General features: G+C 66.8%; 15 protein-coding genes. 8 read left to right on the forward strand and 7 right to left on the reverse strand.

All coding sequences use genetic code 11. The features are described 5' to 3' along the window. Positions 1-6: 6 nt before the first annotated feature. Together U858_RS0129400 and U858_RS0129405 are read left to right on the forward strand one after the other, a co-directional pair. Positions 7-855, forward strand: a complete 849-nt coding sequence (locus tag U858_RS0129400; RefSeq protein ID WP_025140695.1) for a class I fructose-bisphosphate aldolase — start codon at positions 7-9, stop codon at positions 853-855. Between the two features lie 151 nt (positions 856-1006). Beyond that, entirely contained in the window at positions 1007-3127 is a 2121-nt protein-coding gene (locus U858_RS0129405) for a DNA/RNA non-specific endonuclease (protein WP_025140696.1), read from the forward strand. A gap of 85 nt (positions 3128-3212) precedes the next feature. Here the strand turns inward: U858_RS0129405 and U858_RS0129410 are convergent, their stop codons facing one another. Continuing rightward, positions 3213-4637 carry an MFS transporter gene (locus U858_RS0129410; RefSeq protein WP_025140697.1) on the reverse strand — a complete coding sequence of 475 codons (1425 nt, stop codon included), beginning with the start codon at positions 4635-4637 and terminating at the stop codon, positions 3213-3215. 163 nt (positions 4638-4800) lie between these two features. On the opposite strand from U858_RS0129410, the gene U858_RS0129415 reads away from it, so the two are divergent. Next, a complete protein-coding gene (locus U858_RS0129415; protein ID WP_025140698.1) occupies positions 4801-5691 on the forward strand; it encodes a LysR family transcriptional regulator in 891 nt (296 codons plus the stop codon). Between the two features lie 12 nt (positions 5692-5703). On the opposite strand, the gene U858_RS0129420 is transcribed toward U858_RS0129415, so the two are convergent. Then, positions 5704-6738 (reverse strand): AraC family transcriptional regulator, encoded by a 1035-nt coding sequence (locus U858_RS0129420; RefSeq protein ID WP_025140699.1) that lies wholly within the window; start codon positions 6736-6738, stop codon positions 5704-5706. A 357-nt stretch (positions 6739-7095) separates the two neighbouring features. Here U858_RS0129420 and U858_RS0129430 point away from each other — a divergent pair, with 357 nt between their 5' ends. Further along, positions 7096-7587: a GNAT family N-acetyltransferase gene (locus U858_RS0129430; protein ID WP_025140700.1), complete on the forward strand. Its 492-nt coding sequence runs from the start codon at positions 7096-7098 to the stop codon at positions 7585-7587. A 12-nt stretch (positions 7588-7599) separates the two neighbouring features. On the opposite strand, the gene U858_RS0129435 is transcribed toward U858_RS0129430, so the two are convergent. After that, positions 7600-8580, reverse strand: a complete 981-nt coding sequence (locus U858_RS0129435) for a tripartite tricarboxylate transporter substrate binding protein (RefSeq protein WP_029954490.1) — start codon at positions 8578-8580, stop codon at positions 7600-7602. Between the two features lie 116 nt (positions 8581-8696). Further along, positions 8697-10214: an argininosuccinate lyase gene (argH, locus tag U858_RS0129440; RefSeq protein WP_025140702.1), complete on the reverse strand. Its 1518-nt coding sequence runs from the start codon at positions 10212-10214 to the stop codon at positions 8697-8699. A gap of 199 nt (positions 10215-10413) precedes the next feature. On the opposite strand from argH, the gene U858_RS0129445 reads away from it, so the two are divergent. After that, positions 10414-11313 (forward strand): LysR substrate-binding domain-containing protein, encoded by a 900-nt coding sequence (locus U858_RS0129445; protein ID WP_025140703.1) that lies wholly within the window; start codon positions 10414-10416, stop codon positions 11311-11313. Between the two features lie 44 nt (positions 11314-11357). Here the strand turns inward: U858_RS0129445 and U858_RS0129450 are convergent, their stop codons facing one another. Both U858_RS0129450 and U858_RS0129455 read right to left on the reverse strand, forming a co-directional pair. Continuing rightward, complete coding sequence (locus U858_RS0129450) at positions 11358-11843, reverse strand: phospholipase D family protein (RefSeq protein WP_025140704.1); 486 nt, start codon at positions 11841-11843, stop codon at positions 11358-11360. A 351-nt stretch (positions 11844-12194) separates the two neighbouring features. After that, the gene (locus tag U858_RS0129455) at positions 12195-13349 is read right to left on the reverse strand and encodes an MFS transporter (RefSeq protein ID WP_025140705.1); all 1155 of its coding nucleotides are present in this window, start codon (positions 13347-13349) and stop codon (positions 12195-12197) included. A 305-nt stretch (positions 13350-13654) separates the two neighbouring features. Between U858_RS0129455 and U858_RS0129460 the strand changes: the two genes are divergently transcribed. Together U858_RS0129460 and U858_RS0129465 are read left to right on the forward strand one after the other, a co-directional pair. Then, on the forward strand, positions 13655-14590 hold the full coding sequence (locus U858_RS0129460) for a LysR family transcriptional regulator (protein WP_025140706.1): 936 nt from the start codon (positions 13655-13657) through the stop codon (positions 14588-14590). A gap of 275 nt (positions 14591-14865) precedes the next feature. Further along, positions 14866-16332: an SEL1-like repeat protein gene (locus U858_RS0129465; protein ID WP_029954493.1), complete on the forward strand. Its 1467-nt coding sequence runs from the start codon at positions 14866-14868 to the stop codon at positions 16330-16332. Positions 16333-16584: 252 nt separating this feature from the next. Here the strand turns inward: U858_RS0129465 and U858_RS0129470 are convergent, their stop codons facing one another. Beyond that, the gene (locus U858_RS0129470) at positions 16585-17040 is read right to left on the reverse strand and encodes a hypothetical protein (protein ID WP_157838871.1); all 456 of its coding nucleotides are present in this window, start codon (positions 17038-17040) and stop codon (positions 16585-16587) included. A gap of 171 nt (positions 17041-17211) precedes the next feature. Between U858_RS0129470 and U858_RS0129475 the strand changes: the two genes are divergently transcribed. Further along, positions 17212-17400: a hypothetical protein gene (locus U858_RS0129475; RefSeq protein WP_025140709.1), complete on the forward strand. Its 189-nt coding sequence runs from the start codon at positions 17212-17214 to the stop codon at positions 17398-17400. Positions 17401-17490: the final 90 nt, after the last annotated feature.

Raw genomic sequence — 17490 nt, forward strand, 5'->3', positions numbered from 1 at the left:
GCCCTCATGCCGTCCCTCAAACAAGCCCGCCTGAACCGCCTGCTGAACGCCGGCCGCTGCCTGGACATCGCCGTGGACCATGGCGTCTGCAACGAGCCCAGCTTTCTATCGGGGCTGGAAGACATGCCCGCCGTCATGGCCCAGCTGCTGGCCGCCGGCCCCGACGCCATCCAGCTGAACTACGGCCAGGCCGACCTGCTGCAACAGCAGCCCGGCCGCGACAAGCCCGCCCTGGTGATGCGCCTGGACATGGGCAACCCCTACAACGCCACCATCCACCGCGTCATGTGGGCGGTGCTGCAGAACGAGCAAGACCCCGTGCTGCCGGCCGTGCAGATGGACGCGGCCTGCGTCGTGGTGAACCTGTTCATGCTGCCCGGCGAACCCGACCTGTTTCGCCAATGCGTGGCCAACATCGCCCGCGTACGCGCCGACTGCGACCGCTATGGCATGCCCCTGATGATCGAACCGCTGGTGATGGCGCCCCACACCGAGCGCGGCGGCTACATGGTCGATGGCGACGCCGAAAAGATCGTGACGCTGGTGCGGCTGGCGCGCGAAATGGGCGCCGACATCGTCAAGGCCGACCCCACCACGCATACGCAGGACTTTCACCGCGTGGTGCAAGCCGCCCGCTGCCCGGTGCTGGTGCGCGGCGGCGGCCGCGAAGACCTGCGCCAGGTCTTTGGCCGGTCGCGTGAACTGCTGGACCAGGGCGCCGTGGGGCTGGTGTACGGCCGCAATGTGTACCAGCATGCCGATCCGTCGGCGGTGGTGCGGGCGCTGATGGCGATGATTCACGACAACGCGGATGCCAGGCAGGCCTGGGATATCTACGAGACCGGTAGCCGATAAGGGGTGGCCGAGCCGCCGGCAAGGCGGTTCTTGTCCCAGGTCTCGTCCGCCCGACCTCCACCTTTTCGGCAATAGAGTTGTCATCGATCGCACGCTACGCTCGACGCTACCCAGGCGAAGCCCCGCTTCGCCGCCCTGGCGGAGACCCTCCATGAAGCTGCCGGTCGAACTGCTTGCCCAAGCCGAAGCGGCGTATCCCATCGGCGCCGACGATGTCACCGCGCTGCGCCAGCGCAATGCGGCCGCGTCGGCCCGCGAGCTGGACGGCGCGGTACATTTCGAGCGGCGCCGCGCCATGCTGTCGGCCACCGCCCGCGAAAGCGCCGACCTGGCCTTTGAACGCTACATCGGCACCAACGACCTGCTGCCCAGCAATTACCTGCTGTCCGGCTACCTGCATGCGCGTTCGGTCGGGCGGGTCCGCTATCTGGACAAGACCACGCGCAGGGCCGCCTACGCCACCGGCTTCATGGTCACGCCCGAACTGATGCTGACCAACCATCACGTCTTTCCCGTCGCCACGGCCGCCGAATTCGCGGCCTTTGCCGACGACGCGGCGATCGAATTCGGCTACGAATACGACGTGCTGGGCCGGCGCCAGGAACCCGTGGCCCACGCCCTGGACCCGGATACTTTCCTGCACACCTACGCCGCGCTGGACCTGGCGCTGGTGGCGGTCAAACCGCGGGACGTGAGTGGCCAGCGACGCCTGTCGGACCAGGGTTACCTGGTGCTGGACGGCACGCTGGGCAAGGCCGGCGCCGGCGACTACGCCACCATCGTGCAGCACCCCGACGGCCGCGAAAAGCAAGTGGCGCTGCGCAACAACGAAATCGTCGACAACAGCCTGCCCGATGCGCTGATCTACCAGAGCGACACCGCGCCGGGCAGCAGCGGCGCGGCCGTCTTCAACAACGAATGGCAGGTCATTGCCCTGCACAGCGCGGGCGTGGCAAAGAAAGACGCCGCGGGCAACTACCTGGACCGCGACGGCCAGCCCGTTCCCGTCGAAAACGGCCGCGTCGATGAATCCCGCGTGGTGTGGATCAGCAATCGCGGCTTTCGTGTCAGCGCCATCGTCGGCTACCTGCTGTCGCCGGCCAGCGGCGTCGACCGGCATCCCTTGATCCAGACCCTGCGCAGCCCCGCCTACACCAACGCCCGGCCCTTCACCGCCGTGTCGTTGCCGGTGCTGGCCGCGCAGGAACTGGGGCTTGCCCCGCTAGCGGCTCCGGTTTCGGTTCCGACGCCGGCCGCCGCCGCGAATTCCGCCCCCGTCGAAATCCGCATCCTGGTCAGCGCCGGCCAGCCGGTCTCGGTGCAGACGCTGGCCGACCCGGCCACGGCCCTGCCGCAAGCCTTCGAGACCAAGCGCGAAGACGAACAGGACTATTCGGCCTGCCTGGGCTATGACGACCAGTTCATGGGCCTGCGCCTTGCCCTGCCCGCCCCCAGCGCCGCCTTGCGCAAGAAGCTGGCGATGCAGGGCAACGCCCCCAACGACTACGTGCTGAAGTACCACCACTTCAGCACGATCCAGCACGCCGTGCGGCGCGTGCCGGTGCTCAGCGCCCTCAACGTCAACGGCAAGCAGCGCTATGCCGAGCTGGACAACAGCACCCGCAAGGACCGCTGGCTGCGCGACAACCGCATCGACTACGCCGCCCAGCTGGACGACGCCTGGTATGCCAAGAGCGGCTTTGACCGCGGCCACCTGTCACGCCGCGAAGACGCCGAGTGGGGGCCGACCATGGAGGCGGCCAAGACCGCCGCGGACATGACCTGCTCGTATGCCAATGCCGTGCCGCAGGTGCCGGCCTTCAACCGCGCCGTCATGGGCTACCACGGCCAATGGGGCCGGCTGGAACAATTGCTGCTGGAACAGGGCGTGGAAGGCGAAGCCGGCAAAAGCGCGCGCATCTGCGTCTACAGCGGCCCGCTGTTCCTGAACAGCGACCCCGTCTACAGCTCGGTGCAGGTGGCGCTGAGCAACTTCAAGGTGGTCGCCTGGTTCGACGCGGGCGGCGCGCTGCGGGCCACGGGTTTTCGCCTGTCGCAGGAAAAACTGGTCGACGGCATCGACTTCGAAGTGCTGCATTTCGACAAGCTGTTCAAGCTGCAGCAAAAGCCCATCAGCTGGATCGAAAGCGCCACCGGCCTGGTGTTTCCGCAAGCGCTGCGCGAGGCCGATACCTTTGACGGCGCGTCTGATGGGGTCGACGACGCCGCCATCGAACGGCTGGTGGCGCGGCCCAGGCGCACGCGCCGATAACGGCGGGGTCTGGCCGATCCGGTCCGACCGGGCCGGGTTCGGCCAGACCCGGCGATGGCGCCGGCGCCATCCGGTACAGCCCGGCTCAGCCGCGCCGCTGACGCCCGCCGATTCCCCACGCGCAGGCCGCCAGCGCCGCGGCCATCCCAAAAGCCACGCCCATTCCCCGCGCCACCGCCCCAGGCGCCGCCGCGGTCAGGTCCACCGCCCCCGCCGCCAGGGCAAACACGGCCCCCATGGCCGACGCGCCCGTCACCAGCCCCAGATTGCGCGACAGGCTCAGCATGCCCGACACCAGCCCGCGCTGACGCGCGTCCACGTCCGCCATGACGCCGGTATTGTTGGCCGCCTGGAACACCGCGTAGCCGATCGTCAGCACCACGATCGGTCCCAGATACCCGGCCACGCCCAGCGTGGCGGGCAACGCCGCCAGCAAGGCCGCGCCCAAGACCATGGCGGCCAGGCCCAGCCGCGCAATCCGCGCGGCGCCAAGGCGGTCCACCAGGCGCCCTGCCGGCACGCCGCACACCGCGCTGATCAGCGGCCCCACCGACATCACCAGGCCGGCCTCGGCCGCGCCCAGCCCCAACGCCTGGGTCAGGTAGAACGGGCCGACCACCAGCGTCGCCATCATCACCGTCGACACCAGCGCGTTCATGGCCAGGCCTGCCCCCAGGCCGCGTTCACGCAGCATGGCCAGGCGCACCAACGGGGCCGGCACCCGGGACTCGACCCGCAGGAACAGCCCTACGCCCGCCACTGCAGCCAGCAGCAGTGCGATATTCAAGGCGCCGAATTGGCCGCGTCCCAGCGTCATCGCCAGCGCATAGGCCGCCAGCGTGACCCCCAGCAGCATCGTGCCGGCCACATCGAAGCCCGCGCCCGACGTCCTGGGGCGATCCGCCGGCAGAAAGCGCGCCACCAGGATGATGCCCAGCAGGCCCAGCGGCAGGTTTGCCAGGAAAAGGAAACGCCAGCCCAGCGCGGCGATCAGCACGCCGCCCAGCGTCGGCCCCAGCGCGGTGCCCACCGCCGACATCGTGCCCAGCAGCCCCATCGCGCTACCCGTCCGGTGCTTGGGCAGGATGTCGCCCACGAAGGCCATCGACAGCGCCATCATCACCGCCGCGCCCGCGCCTTGCACCGCCCGCGCCGCGATCAGCAGCCCCAGCGTGGGCGCCAGGCCGCACAGCGCCGACCCCAAGGTGAACACCGCGATACCCGCCAGCAACAGGCGCTTGCGCCCCCATTGGTCCCCCAGGCGGCCGGCGCCGACCACGCAGACCGTGATCGCCAGCAGGTAGGCCAGCACGATCCACTGCACTTGCGGGAACGGTGCGGAGAAGGCCTGCGCCAGCGCCGGCAGCCCGACGTTCGCGCTGCTGGTGCCCAGGGACGCCAGCAGCAAGGACAGCGCCAGGCTGACCAGGGCCCAGGGGGTGCGCGGCGCAGCGGCGGCCGGCGGGTTCGGGTTCGGGTTCGGGTTCGGGTTCGACAAAGTTTGCGACATGGTTTTCTGCGAAGACTGGCATCGAAAAAGGCCGCCCCACATTCATTAGGCAGACCGTGCCCCCCAGCTTATGGCCGCCCAAACCCTGGCGGAAGACGCAGCATTTGCACTTTATACGTGCACCAGACGCCATCTGATGCGCCTGCCGTGATAACGTCGCGCCATGTCCCGCCCCGACCTCAACCTGCTGCTGACGCTGGACGTGCTGCTGGCCGAAGGCAACGTCGCCCGCGCCGCGCGCCGCCTGCACCTGAGCCCGTCGGCCATGAGCCGGGCGCTGGCCCGCCTGCGCGACACCACCGGCGACCCCTTGCTGGTGCGGGCCGGCCGCGGGCTGGTGCCCACGCCGCGCGCCATCGAACTGCGCGAGCAGGTGGCCCGCCTGGTGCAGGAAGCCCACGCCGTGCTGCGCCCCGCCGAACTGCTGGACCCGTCCCGGCTGGCGCGCACGTTCACGCTGCGCACCAGCGACGGCTTCGTGGAGAATTTCGGCGCCGCCCTCATCGCGTTGGCGGGCCGCGAGGCGCCCGGCGTCACGCTGCGCTTTGTCGCCAAGTCCGACAAGAACAGCGCGCCGCTGCGCGATGGCAGCGTGGACCTGGAAACCGGCGTCGTCGGCGCCGCCAGCAGCCCCGAAATCCGCACGCGCGCGCTGTTCCGTGACAGGTTCATCGGCGCCGTGCGCGCCGATCACCCACTGGCCAAGGGCAAGATCACGCCGGCCCGCTACGCCGCCGGCCAGCACGTGCTGGTGTCGCGGCGCGGGCTGGACAAGGGCCCCATCGACGAGGCCCTGGCGTCGCTGGGCCTGACCCGCCAGATCGCCACCATCGTGGCCGGTTTTTCCGACGCGCTGACGCTGGCCCGCGGCACCGATCTCGTCGCCAGCGTGCCCGAACGCCACACCGGCAACCTGCGCGCCGGCATGTACAGCTTCGCGCTGCCCGTCGACACGCCCGGCATCACCGTGTCCATGCTGTGGCATCCGCGCATGGACGCCGACCCCGGGCACCGCTGGTTGAGGGAATGCGTGCGGCAAGTCTGCACGCAATAGGACGGGACTTCCCTAAGCCGGCTGCTTCGCCGGTTCCGGCCAGCGCCACGATTGCTCGCGAAATTCCTGCGGTGCCATGTCGTAGGCGCGCCGGAACGCCCGGGTGAAGTCCGATGCGCTGCCGAACCCCAGTCCGTACGCGATTTCCATCACCGTCAGGTGCGGATAGCGCACCAGTTCCTCGGCCGCCAGTTGCAGCCGCAGGTGGCGGATGTAGGCGCCCAGCCCGCCTTCGTGCTGGAACATCCGGTACACCGTGGGCCGCGGCAATTGCAGCGCCTGCACCACGGATTCCGGGGTCAGCCCGGCCTGGTGCAGATTGGCCTGGATGTAGCGCCGCACCTCGCCGAACATCGCGGCCCGCGCCGCCGCCCGGGCATTGCCGGACAGGCGTGCATCCTTGCCGAACGCGGCCAGCAGCAGCCGCACGCAGGCGGTGATGTCGTCCTGGGCCTGTGCCGCGCTCAAGCCGCGCACCGCCTGCCCCAGCGCCCCCGCCTGCCGCAGCGCCAGCCGGGTCAGCGGCGTGGCGTCCCGCAGCATCCGGCCATGCAGCGCCTGCGGGTCCGGAAACACTTCCAGCACCATGTCCGCCGGCACGAAGAACGTCAGCATGCGGCAGGCATGGCGGCGCATCCGCACCGGCTGGCCCAGGTCCACCGCCAGCACCCGTACCCCGCCGCCCTCGTCCTGCGTGCGCGGCCCGTTGCGCACGGCAACGCTGTCCACGCTGCCTTCCAGGAACACATGGAAGGCGAAATCCCGGATGTTGTCGCGTGAAATGCGCACCAGCGACCGTTCCAGCCGCATGGCGTCGGAACGGCAATCCGTGAACATCAGGGGGCCGACCCGAAAGCGGTCGATCGAGGCATTGAAGGGTTGTTGCAGCGCATCACGCGTGGGCAGCACGTCGACCACGTGGCCGACCTGTTCCCGCCAGGCCAGCAAACGGCGTTCGGGGGCCTGCGCCGCCACATCGAAATGATGGTGGACGATATCGGACGTGGCGGACGGCGGCGGGCCGGCCAGGAAAGCATTTGCGTTCATGCTCGAGGGTCGCTGCGCGGTGGGCTGCAGGCTGGGCTGTCCCGAGCATAACAAAAAGTAAATACCCCGAGGATTACCCTGAAACTGAGACGCACGGTATAGCCGTGCGACCAACAGTATCTAATCTGGCCGCGAGTTCCCGCAGCAGTTCGCGGACTCGGGCCGAAGTACCGCAAGCCGGCGGGGCGCCGCAAGCAGGTTTCTCGTGCGACGCCACACAGCTATTTCGCGCATTCCCCCTCCCCGGGGAATGCGCTTTTTTTGTCTGCGGCGCGGTCGACGGGCCCCAGCGCGGGCGCTGGCCGGCGAACCGGCTACCATACCGCCTTTGCCTGTTTTTGCTGCACCGCTACCGCCATGCCCAACCTGGTATTTCGCCCGCCCCAACCCGCCGACGTCGACCGCTGCTTCCAGATCGAGACCACCGCCTACGAAGGCGACGAAGCCGCCACCCACGCCAAGATCGCCACCCGCATCGCCCAATATCCCCAGGGCTTCCTGCTGCTGGAAGCCGACGGCCAGATCGTCGGCTTCATCAACAGCGGCTGCGCCCACGACGTGGTCATGTCCGACGAGGCGTTCAAGGAACTGGTCGGCCACGACCCGGATGCGCCCAACGTGGTGATCATGTCGGTGGTGGTCGACCCCGCCCACCAGGGCAAGGGCTATTCCACCCGGTTGATGCACGCTTTCGTCGACAACGCCCGCCAATTGGGCAAGCAGACCATCCACCTGATGTGCAAGGAACGCCACGTCGAGCTCTACCGCAAGCTGGGCTACCGCTACGTGCGGCCGTCGCCGTCCGACCACGGCGGCATGGCCTGGCATGAAATGGTGATGGACCTGTAGGCGGACGCGCCTTCAATCCAGCTGGATCTTCGCGCTGTCGATGATTTCCTTCCAGCGCCGGGTCTCTTCAGAAGACAGCTTGGCCAGGTCTTCGCTGGTGCCCGGGTACGGCACCGCGCCCTGATCGGCCAGTTGCCCCACCAGCGCCTTGTCGTTGGCAATCGCAATCACCGTGTCCTGCAGTTTGCGGATCACCTGCGGGTCGGTGCCGGCCGGCGCCATCATGCCATACCAGGACTCGACCACCGCGTCCTTCACGCCCGCTTCCGCCAGCGTCGGCACGTCCTTGATGGATGCGCTGCGCTTATCGCTGGCCACCGCCAGCACGCGCACCTGGCCCGTCTTCACGTAGGGCAGCACATTGGGCAGATTGGCGAACAGCACCTGCACCTGGCCTGACAGCAGGTCCGACGTGGCCGGCCCCGCCCCACGGTAAGGCACGTGCTCGAACTTGGCGCCCGAGCGGAACATGAAAAGCTCGCCGGTCAGGTGATTGACCGAGCCCATACCCGCCGACGCCATGTTCAGCTTGCCCGGATTGGCGCGGCCGTACGCCACCAATTCCGCCACCGTGGTAGCCGGAGCGTCCTTGGACACCGCCAGCACGTTGGGCACCGTCGAGAACAACGCCACCGGCGCGAAATCCTTGTCGGCGTTGTACGGCAGGTTCTTGGACAGGAGCGGCAGAATCGATTGCTGCCCCATCGTCGCCAGCAGCAGCGTGTAGCCGTCCGGCGCGGCCTTGGAGACGAAATTGGCCCCGATGCTGCCGCCCCCGCCCGGCTTGTTCTCGACGATCACCGTCTGGCCCAGCTTTTCCGACATATGGTTGGCCAACAGGCGCCCCATCAGGTTCACCGTGCCGCCCGGCGCGAACGGCACCACCAGCGTGATCGGCTTGTTCGGATAACCCGTCTGCGCCGCCTGGGCGCCCACGCTGATTCCCAATGCCGCGACCAGCGCCGCGGCGAACTTCGGCAATGCATAGACCATGATTGAATTCCCCTTGCATGGTGTGATTGATACGGCGGCGCAGGATGCCGCGCCTTGTGCCGTGTGTTGAATCGATGTGAATCTGTCGCGACCAGGCGGCGTGCCTGAAAGAATCGCTACGCCGCCGCCGTTTCCGCGGCCGCCAACGCGGCGGCCTGGCGCTGCAACGCGCCCTGCGCATCGGCCGCCCGCTGCTGCGCCGCGTCGATCGCCGCCTGCTGCAACGTCAGCCGTGCGCGCTGCTCGGCCAGGTGCGCCCGCACCGACTGCGGCGCCGGCCCGCCCAGCGACTGGCGTGCGGCCACGTTGCGCACCGGGTCCAGGCAGGCCGCGATGTCCGCCTCGTCCAGCGTCACCGGGCGGCCCAACTGCTCGGCCGCCGCCGACGTGATCATTGCGGGGGTGATGGCGCGCGCCGGCAGGCCCGCTTCCAGCGCTTGCCGCACCACCGCGCCGATGATGTGGTGCGCGTCGCGAAACGAGGCGTCCGCGCGCCGCACCAGCAGGTCGGCCAGGTCCGTCACCGTGGAAAAGTCGTCCGCCGCACGCGCGGCCATGCGGTCGCGGTTGGGCGCCACCTGCTCGACCAACAGCTGCATCAGTTCCAGCGCCTTCAGCGCTTCCTCGCAAGACTCCCAGCACGTGCGCGTGCTTTCACGGCTGCTGTCGCCCGAATGCGTGAAATGGGTCGACTTCACCGTCGACAGCGCCGCCGACGTCAGCCCGATCAGGTGGCCCGTCTTGCCGCGCAGGTATTCCAGCACCGCCGGGTTCTTCTTCTGCGGCATGATGCTGGACGTGCTGGCAATGCTGTCCGGGAACGTCAGGTAGCCAAATTCGGGCGTGGACCAGATATAGAAGTCCTGCACCATGCGGCTGCACGTGATCATCATGATCGACAGCGTCGCGCTCAGTTCCAACGCGAAATCGCGCGACGCCACGCTGTCCAGCGCGTTGGCCAGCGGGGCGCTGAACCCCAGCAGCGCGCTGGTCGTGCCGCGGTCGATGGGAAACGACGTGCCCGCCAGCGCGCAGGCGCCCAGCGGCGAGGCATCCGCCGTTTCCAGCGCGTGCGCCAGCCGGCCGATATCGCGCGACCAGGCGTCCACCAGCGCCGACAGGTAATAGCCATAGGTGATCGGCTGCGCCGCCTGCATGTGCGTGTAGCCGGGCATGACACAGTCCGCATAACGCTCGGCCTGCGCCAAGGCCGCCTGCGACACGCCGATCAGGGCGGCGCCGATGCGGGCCGCGAAATCTCGTGCGCGGATGCGGTCGATGGTGGCGCCGATGTCGTTGCGGCTGCGGGCCGTGTGCAGGCGGCCGCCCAATTCCTGCCCCACCGCCTTGATCAGGTGCGCCTCGTAGTTGAAATAGGCCTCTTCGCGCGCCGCGTCCAGCTCGACCACATGGGGGCCTTCGGCCTGCATCACCAGCAGCGCCTGCGCCAGGCGCTGCGAGGCGTCGTGGTCCAGGATGCCCTGCTCGTGCAGCATCAGCAGATGCGCCAGGTTCACCTGGGTCAGCATCTCGAAATTGGCGAAGAACTCCCGGTTCAGGCGCGGCAGGAAAAGGTGCTGCAGCACCTCTTTGGCCAGGGGTTGCTTCAAGCGCGTACTGACTTTCGATTCCATATCGGGTCCGGAGGAAACAGGGAAAACCGTAGTCTCTCGCCGGGCCAATTCATACGTCAAATCAGATTCTTAGGGCTTCTCATACAAAAATGATATGATTTGAACCGCTTGCCGCCCCGGGGTCGGCAGATGCCCATGCACCCGGCGCCGTCTGACGCAAGCGGCGTGTTTCCGTTTCGCCCCGCCAGGATTTCCGTCCATGAATTTCAAGCAAGTCGAGGCCTTTCGCGCCGTCATGATGACGCGCTCGATGACCACCGCGGCCGGCCTGTTGCACACCTCGCAGCCGAACGTCAGCCGCTGGATCGCCCTGCTCGAGAAAACGCTGGGTTTCGTGCTGTTCCAGCGCGTGGGCACCCGCATCATTCCCACCCCCGAAGCCGAGGCCTTCTATACCGATGTCGAACGCGCCTTCATCGGCCTGGAATCGCTGAACGACAGCGCCAGTTCGATCCGCCGCCGCGGCACCGGCTTGCTGCGCGTGGGTGCGGTAGCGTCCATCACCCAATGCGTGCTGCCCGACGCCATGCGGCTGTTTCGCCGCAAGTTTTCCGACATCCCCGTGGTGGTCAACACGGGCGGGTCAGATGTCGTCGCCAAATGGCTGGCCACGGGCGTTTGCGACATTGGCTTTTGCTCGCTGCACACCGACCTGCCCGGCCTGCATTACGAACGCATCAACACCGCCCACGGCGCCGGCATCGTGCCCGCCGCGCATCCGCTGGCCGCCAAAGCTTTGCTGACCCCGGCCGACTTTCACGACGAGAACTTCATCTCGTTGCCCGCGGGCAGCTTCAACCGCGCTGCCATCGACCGCTACTTTCCCGACGACGCCCGCATCCTGTCGATCGAAACGCCCTACGCCACCACCATCTGCACCATGGTCAGCAAAGGCCTGGGCATCTCCATCGTCAATCCCGTGGTGCCGCGCGCGCTCGCCATCCCGAACCTGCGCGAGATCCCGTTTTCAGAGAAGGTCGAATTCCACAGCTACGCGGTCACGTCGGATCACCATCCGGTCAACACGCTGGCCCGGCGCATGGCCGAATGCGTGCGCGAAACCTTCACCGCGTTGGACATGCCCGCCACGCCGGGCTGAACGACAACCTGGCTCGACCGCTTGCACAGCCGTCGCGCGGCCGGTCAATCCGCCGAACGGAACGGCTGCGACAGCGCCCAATTGCGTTCGAAGTGCGCCAGGTACGCCTTGGCCAGCGCCGGGTTGTTCCAGTTCACCAGCGCGTTCTCGGAATTCTCGTGTGCCGCGGAATAGGCGAAATTGAAGCTGCCCAGTTCCACGGTCTGCTTGTCGGCGATCAGCACCTTGTCGTGATGCAGCTTGAAGGCCGACACGATGCGCACGTTCACGCCGGCCTCGGCCAGCGTTTCCAGGGCATTGCGAGATTTGCCGCTGCGGTCCGTGACCAGGTTCCGTTTATGGTCGGCCAGCAACGACACCGTGACGCCGCGCTTGGCCGCGCGCACCAGTGCTTCGGTGACGCTTTTGCTGGAAAAGCTGTAGGCCATCACGTTGAGCTCGGTCTTGGCCGAATCGATCACGCGCAGCACCAATGTTTCGGCCCCTTGGTCGGGGGAAAAACCGACTTCGATCGTGCCGGCGGCGGGCACGGAAATGGGTGCGGCGGGCGCGGCGCTGGCGCCTGTTGCGCCCGTGCCAGCCGTTGCAGGCGCCGACGCCGCGGGTTTGTTTTGCGCCTGTGCGGGCAACGGTAACGTCAACGCCAAACCGGTCGCACAGACCGCAGCGAATCGGGACAAGGCAAACGAAGCATTCACGGCAATCTTCCGGAAAAAAAGCATCGGCGGCCTCGTTGCCGCCCAAGGTGGTCACTGTACCGCGACGCCCCCTTCCGCGCTGTCCGTGATTGCCGCAAGCCAATGTCGCAGATTCACTGCCATCCCTTCATTGCCTCGGATTCATTGCCTCGGATTCATTGCTCCCTATCCATTGCTCCCGATTCACTGCCCCGAGGCGCGCCGCCCCGGCCTGAACCCATGCGTCCGCGCCGCCCCCGCCGCTAGCAGCCCCACCGCCAACAACGCTGCTACCACCCGCGGCAACGCGCCCGCCCCTGTCGTTTCCAACAGCACGCCGCCCAGCACCCCGCTGGCCGCGAACGCCAGGTTGAACACCGTCACCAGCATCGACTGCGCGACCTCAGCCCCGTCGCCCGCCGCGTCGGCCAAGGCCGTCTGGAGCAGCGTCGGCGCACCGCTGAAACTCAGGCCCCACACGGCCACGCCCACCAACACCCAGGGCGCCTGCACCTGGCCCGGTCCCAGCGCCAACGCCACCACCGCAAACGCGGCCAGACTGGCCAGCACCAGCGCGCGCAGCCAGCGGTCCACCAGCAGCCCGGTGAGCCAGATGCCCGCCAACGACGCCACGCCGAACACCAGCAACGCCACGTCCACCTGCCCCGCCATTCCCAGCGACGCCATGAACGGCGCGATATACGTGTACAGCGTGTAGTGCGCCAGAATCCACGCCAGGATCACGAACAGCACGGGCCGCACGCCCGGCATCGTCCAGACCTGCCGCATCGGCACGCGCCGCGCCTCGGCCTGGCCGGGGTAATCGGGCACCTTCAACCACACCCACGCCATCAGCGCCAGACTCAGGCCCGACAAGATGCCGAAGATGCCGCGCCACCCCACGATGCCGCCCAGCCACGCCGCCAGCGGCACCCCCAGCGACAGCGCCAGCGGAATCCCCACCATCGCCACCGCCATGGCCCGCCCCTGCTGTGCCGGTGGCACCATGCGCCGCGCGTAGCTGGCCAACAGGCTCCACGCCAGCCCCGTCGCCACGCCCACCAGGAAACGCGCCGCCAGCGTCAAACCGTACAGGGGCGACAGCGCCGTCACCGCATTGCACGCAAAGAACCCGCCTATCGCCAGCAACAGCGCCACGCGCCGCCGACAGCCCCGCAACAGCAACGTCAGCGGAATCGCGGCAAGACCCGACCCCAGCGCGCACAACGTCACCAGTTGTCCGGCCCAGGCCTCGGACACCCCGAAGCCGTCTGCAATCTGCGGCAACAGGCCGGCCGGCACGGTCTCGTTGGCGGTCGCGATGAAACTGCACATCGTGAGTGCCAGCAGCGCCGCCATGGGCAGGCTGGGTGACGCGACGGGTTGCCTGTAGGTAGGAGTCGCCGCAGCCGGTACATGGGCAGCCGACATGAGGGCAGCCGGTATACGGGCATCCGGCGTACGGGCCTCCGGCATAACGGCGTCCGGCATACGGGCATCCGGCACGCGGGCGGACAACGCCGCCGAAGAAGAGGTTTGACGCATTGTTGGCTTCCCTTGCATCGTGGGCCAAGGCCCTGGATTGAAAAGACGCCAGTCCGCTACCCATTATTGAATTTGATAATTGGCCTAGAATTTGTATAACTTTCAAATCCAAATTCAAGATGGCAACGGATCGACTCGGTGACATGCGTTTGTTCGCGCAGGCAGCGGCCCTAGGCAGCCTGTCTGCCGCCGGCCGCAAGCTCGGCCTGTCGGCGGCCGCGGCCAGCGCCCGCCTCATCAAGCTGGAAACCGCACTGCACGCCAAGCTGTTTCACCGCAGCACGCGCCAACTGCGCCTGACCGAAGAGGGCCGCGTCTACCTGGCCCATTGCGAAGTCGCGCTGCGCGCCATCGATGACGCCGAAGCCGCGCTGCAGGCCGGCCAGCACAGCGTGCGCGGCAAGCTGCGGCTGTCGGCCTCCGCCGACTTCGGCCGCCACCTGCTCAGCCCCTGGCTCGACGAATTCAGCGCCGCTCACCCCGACCTGAAGATCGCGCTGACCCTGTCCGACTCGCTGTCCAACCTGCTACAGGACGACATCGACCTGGTCATCCGCTTCGGGCAGCCCCAGGATGGCTCGCTGGTCGCCCGCTACCTGGCGCCCAACTGGCGCGTGCTGTGCGCATCACCCGAGTACCTGGCCAAGCGAGGCCAGCCCCGCACGCCCGCCGACCTGGCCGACCACGACTTCATCGTGCTCGTCACCGCCGCCGGCCCCCTGAACCAGTTCCACTTCGCCCACGACGGCCAGCGCCAGAGCATCACCGTGCCGCTGGAACGCGCCTGGGAAACCAACGACGGCGCGCTGGCCCGCAACTGGGCCCTGGCCGGCCGCGGCATTGCCCGCAAAACCATCTGGGACGCCGCCGAAGACCTGCGCGCCGGGCGCCTGCTCGCCGTACTGCCGCAATACGGCGTCGCCGAAGCGGGTGTGCACGCCGTGTTTCACGGCAGCCGCTACATGGCCCCGCGGGTCAGGCGACTGCTGGATTTCCTGATCGAACGCTTCGCCCGAGCGACCCAGGTATTGCTCCACGATCAAGGCTCGGGTTGAGCCGCGCACGCCCTTGTCCGGCTCACCCATCACAGGGCCGCCAACATTTTTGTTAAAAAAAACGACAAAAAACAACCAACCACGACTTCAATGCCGGGCATGCCGCTTCCCTATGACGCGGCGGTCGGCAGCAGATTCCAACGCCATCCACGATGCCGCCCGCCACCATTGCGGGCGTGATGACGCGCCCCTGCCCCATACGCTCGCGTGATACGTTGCGCCGGTTTCCAGGCATACCGACTCCGGTGGTGCCTGCTCTTACCCGGACAATGACCATGCGTTCAACCCCCAAATACCTGGCGATTGCCCTGCTGCTTTGGATGCCGCTATGCGCGGCCGACCAGAATGACCGCGAAGTCGACATCCTCTACGACCGCATCGAGCAGCATGATGCCAAGGCGTATGACGCCCTTGTGGCCCTGGGGAAAAAACAGGATGCCCAAGCGCTGGCTGCGCTGGGCTTCATCCAGGAACACGGCGTGACCGTGCCCAAGAACATCCCGGCAGCCATCCGTTACTACGCGCAAGCCTGCGAGCTCGGCGGCGATTATGGCTGCGGCAATGCCGCATATTTCTATGACTATGGCATCGGCGTGGCGAAAGACCCGGACCAAGCCCGACACTATGACCGCCTGCTCAATATGGACGGCATCGACAAGACCTACGCCGCCGAACTCAAGAAAGACTTTCGCCTTGCCTATGACATCAAGGCAAGCGCTGAAGCCGACGCGACCCGACGCCCGGAACTGATCGAGAATGCAAGTTACCTGGCCGGCTCGGGCGACAGCGAAATGCGTCTGATGGCCGAGCGCAGCGGCTTCAGCAAAAGCCACACGTTATGGCTCGCGAGGCTGTGGGCCCAGGGGGGAGACCCCACCCTCAACTTCCTGGTCGGCCACTTCTACAACTTCGGCTGGTCCTACGTCGACAAGGAAAACCTCGAGGCACTGAAATGGTTCCGCCGCGCCGCGCAGGCCGGCGATGCCGATTCGCAGAATATCCTTGGTCAGCTCTACTTGAACGGAGAGTGGGGTATCCAGGCCGATCCGCAATCGGGTATGCATTGGTTCGAGTTGTCCGCGGCACAAGGCAACCGGGACGCCCTCGTCAATCTTGGCGACATCTACTACCAGGGGGAAAGCGTTCGGGTCGATTACGCAAAAGCCCACACGCTGTACCAACAGGCTGTAACACGCGGCTCAAGCAGTGCGGCCAGCCAGCTGAGCTGGATGTACTACAACGGCCAGGGAGTCCAGGTCGATTGCGACAAGGCCTTGCAGTATCGCCAGATGCGGTATGGCGCAAACCCTTCCAAAGACCCCCGATTTCTGAGCACCTGCAAGCTAGATCAGGCATCCCGCAAGCGCGCCGCTCAAACGCAGCCCATACTGACGCTGCGGCACAAATCAACCTTTCTCGGCGGCAACGAGGTGGCATGCGAGCCCCATTTTTCGGTCAGCACCAATCAGATTGGTGAAATCGCCAATCTGCGGATCACCATCGAGTTTCAGAACGATAAAGGCGCGACCTCCCAGCGCATCGTGGCCTTTGCCCCCTTCGGTCTGAACACCATGAACGAAAAAAACGGCCACGACGTCAACTCGTTCGAGGGGTCCGCGCTAGTGCCCATGCAAACCGATGATTTTTGCCATCGCGACATGCAGTACCGCATCAAGGCCGCAACCGCGACGGTGAACAGGTGGAACCAGGACTTGCTGGCGACGGGCATTCTGAAGCAATAGCACGGCCGGACGACCTCGGCGGGGAAAATGCTGGCTCCCACAGAAGTTCGTCGGAACATGCTGAAACCTCAGTGTTGCTGAAACCTCAGTGTCAGACTACATTTTTCCAAGGCCTCCCCAGGGCAAGCCCCTTTAAACGTAGTCTGACACGTTAGATTTGGATTTCCTGATCGAGAGGTTTGCCCGTGCCAGCGATGCGCTCTTGCCAGACGGGCCGCCGGGCACGCCCTAGACCCACTGACCCGCGAAGCCTCAGTCCTCGCCGCCCCACCAGAACGCCTCGACCGATCGGCAACTTGGACCGTCGGTGACCTCGATATCGAAGCCCGACACGGCCTGGCCCGGACACGCCAAACTGAGCGACAGCGCCGCGTCGCCCGGAGAGACCGTGCACCCCAATGACGCCAAGGCTGTGCGGTAGCGGCCGAGCAGCGCCTCGGCAGACAACGAAGACGCATACGACACAAAGTTGGCCTGGGCACGTTCACCGTCCCGGCCTTCCAGCCGCTGCATCACCGGACCGCACGTCTCGAACACCGGAAAAGCGTTCAGCATGGCCGGCATGGAGCGGGCAGACCAGCTGCCGCGCGGCACGCCGTCTTCCTGCAGCTTGAACGACCAGATCGACAGGCCGGCGTAGCCCAGGACGGCGATCAGGATCAACGCCAGAAAAACCGGCCATCGTCTTCGAGCGGCAATGGGCACCATGCTCCCTCATTCGGTGACGAAATCAGATCGTAGCGCAAGCTGATGCCCCACACCCGCGCGGCAAATGCCGTCGCCCCGCTAAACTTTTCCAACGCCAGCCGGATATGTTGTCGAGGATGCCAAAAAAGGTCGACGCAGGTCCTCGTTGTCTACACATATCAGGAGAGATCCATGACGCTCATCGCTGCCCAACAGGTCGCGGAATCCGCCGAGGCGCTTGAACGCGGCGCGGCGGGCAAGGTCGAGAAAAAGAAGCCCCGCCGGGAAGTCGAATGGTCGGTGACGCACAAGATGCGCCTGCCCCACAAAGTCGGCATGCCGCTGGGCTCCGGTGGCAGCGGCGACGACGCCAGCAACTGAGCTGCACGCGCCGCCCCCTCCGTTGTCCGCATTGCCCGATCCCTCGCCCGCCTGGCGGCAGTGAGGGATTTTTCTTCCCCCTCATCCCCT

This window comes from Achromobacter sp. DH1f, assembly GCF_000633435.1.
Taxonomy (GTDB): Bacteria; Pseudomonadota; Gammaproteobacteria; order Burkholderiales; family Burkholderiaceae_B; genus Achromobacter; species Achromobacter deleyi.

Excerpts from the sequence above, each read along its gene's own strand:
- U858_RS0129405 (WP_025140696.1), top strand. The coding sequence starts at position 1,007 with ATGAAGCTGCCGGTCGAACTGCTTGCCCAAGCCGAAGCGGCGTATCCC.
- U858_RS0129415 (WP_025140698.1), top strand. The coding sequence starts at position 4,801 with ATGTCCCGCCCCGACCTCAACCTGCTGCTGACGCTGGACGTGCTGCTG.
- argH (WP_025140702.1), bottom strand. The coding sequence starts at position 10,214 with ATGGAATCGAAAGTCAGTACGCGCTTGAAGCAACCCCTGGCCAAAGAG.
- U858_RS0129410 (WP_025140697.1), bottom strand. The coding sequence starts at position 4,637 with ATGTCGCAAACTTTGTCGAACCCGAACCCGAACCCGAACCCGAACCCG.
- U858_RS0129465 (WP_029954493.1), top strand. The coding sequence starts at position 14,866 with ATGCGTTCAACCCCCAAATACCTGGCGATTGCCCTGCTGCTTTGGATG.
- U858_RS0129470 (WP_157838871.1), bottom strand. The coding sequence starts at position 17,040 with ATGGTGCCCATTGCCGCTCGAAGACGATGGCCGGTTTTTCTGGCGTTG.
- U858_RS0129430 (WP_025140700.1), top strand. The coding sequence starts at position 7,096 with ATGCCCAACCTGGTATTTCGCCCGCCCCAACCCGCCGACGTCGACCGC.
- U858_RS0129460 (WP_025140706.1), top strand. The coding sequence starts at position 13,655 with ATGGCAACGGATCGACTCGGTGACATGCGTTTGTTCGCGCAGGCAGCG.
- U858_RS0129435 (WP_029954490.1), bottom strand. The coding sequence starts at position 8,580 with ATGGTCTATGCATTGCCGAAGTTCGCCGCGGCGCTGGTCGCGGCATTG.
- U858_RS0129420 (WP_025140699.1), bottom strand. The coding sequence starts at position 6,738 with ATGAACGCAAATGCTTTCCTGGCCGGCCCGCCGCCGTCCGCCACGTCC.
- U858_RS0129445 (WP_025140703.1), top strand. The coding sequence starts at position 10,414 with ATGAATTTCAAGCAAGTCGAGGCCTTTCGCGCCGTCATGATGACGCGC.
- U858_RS0129400 (WP_025140695.1), top strand. The coding sequence starts at position 7 with ATGCCGTCCCTCAAACAAGCCCGCCTGAACCGCCTGCTGAACGCCGGC.
- U858_RS0129475 (WP_025140709.1), top strand. The coding sequence starts at position 17,212 with ATGACGCTCATCGCTGCCCAACAGGTCGCGGAATCCGCCGAGGCGCTT.
- U858_RS0129455 (WP_025140705.1), bottom strand. The coding sequence starts at position 13,349 with ATGGCGGCGCTGCTGGCACTCACGATGTGCAGTTTCATCGCGACCGCC.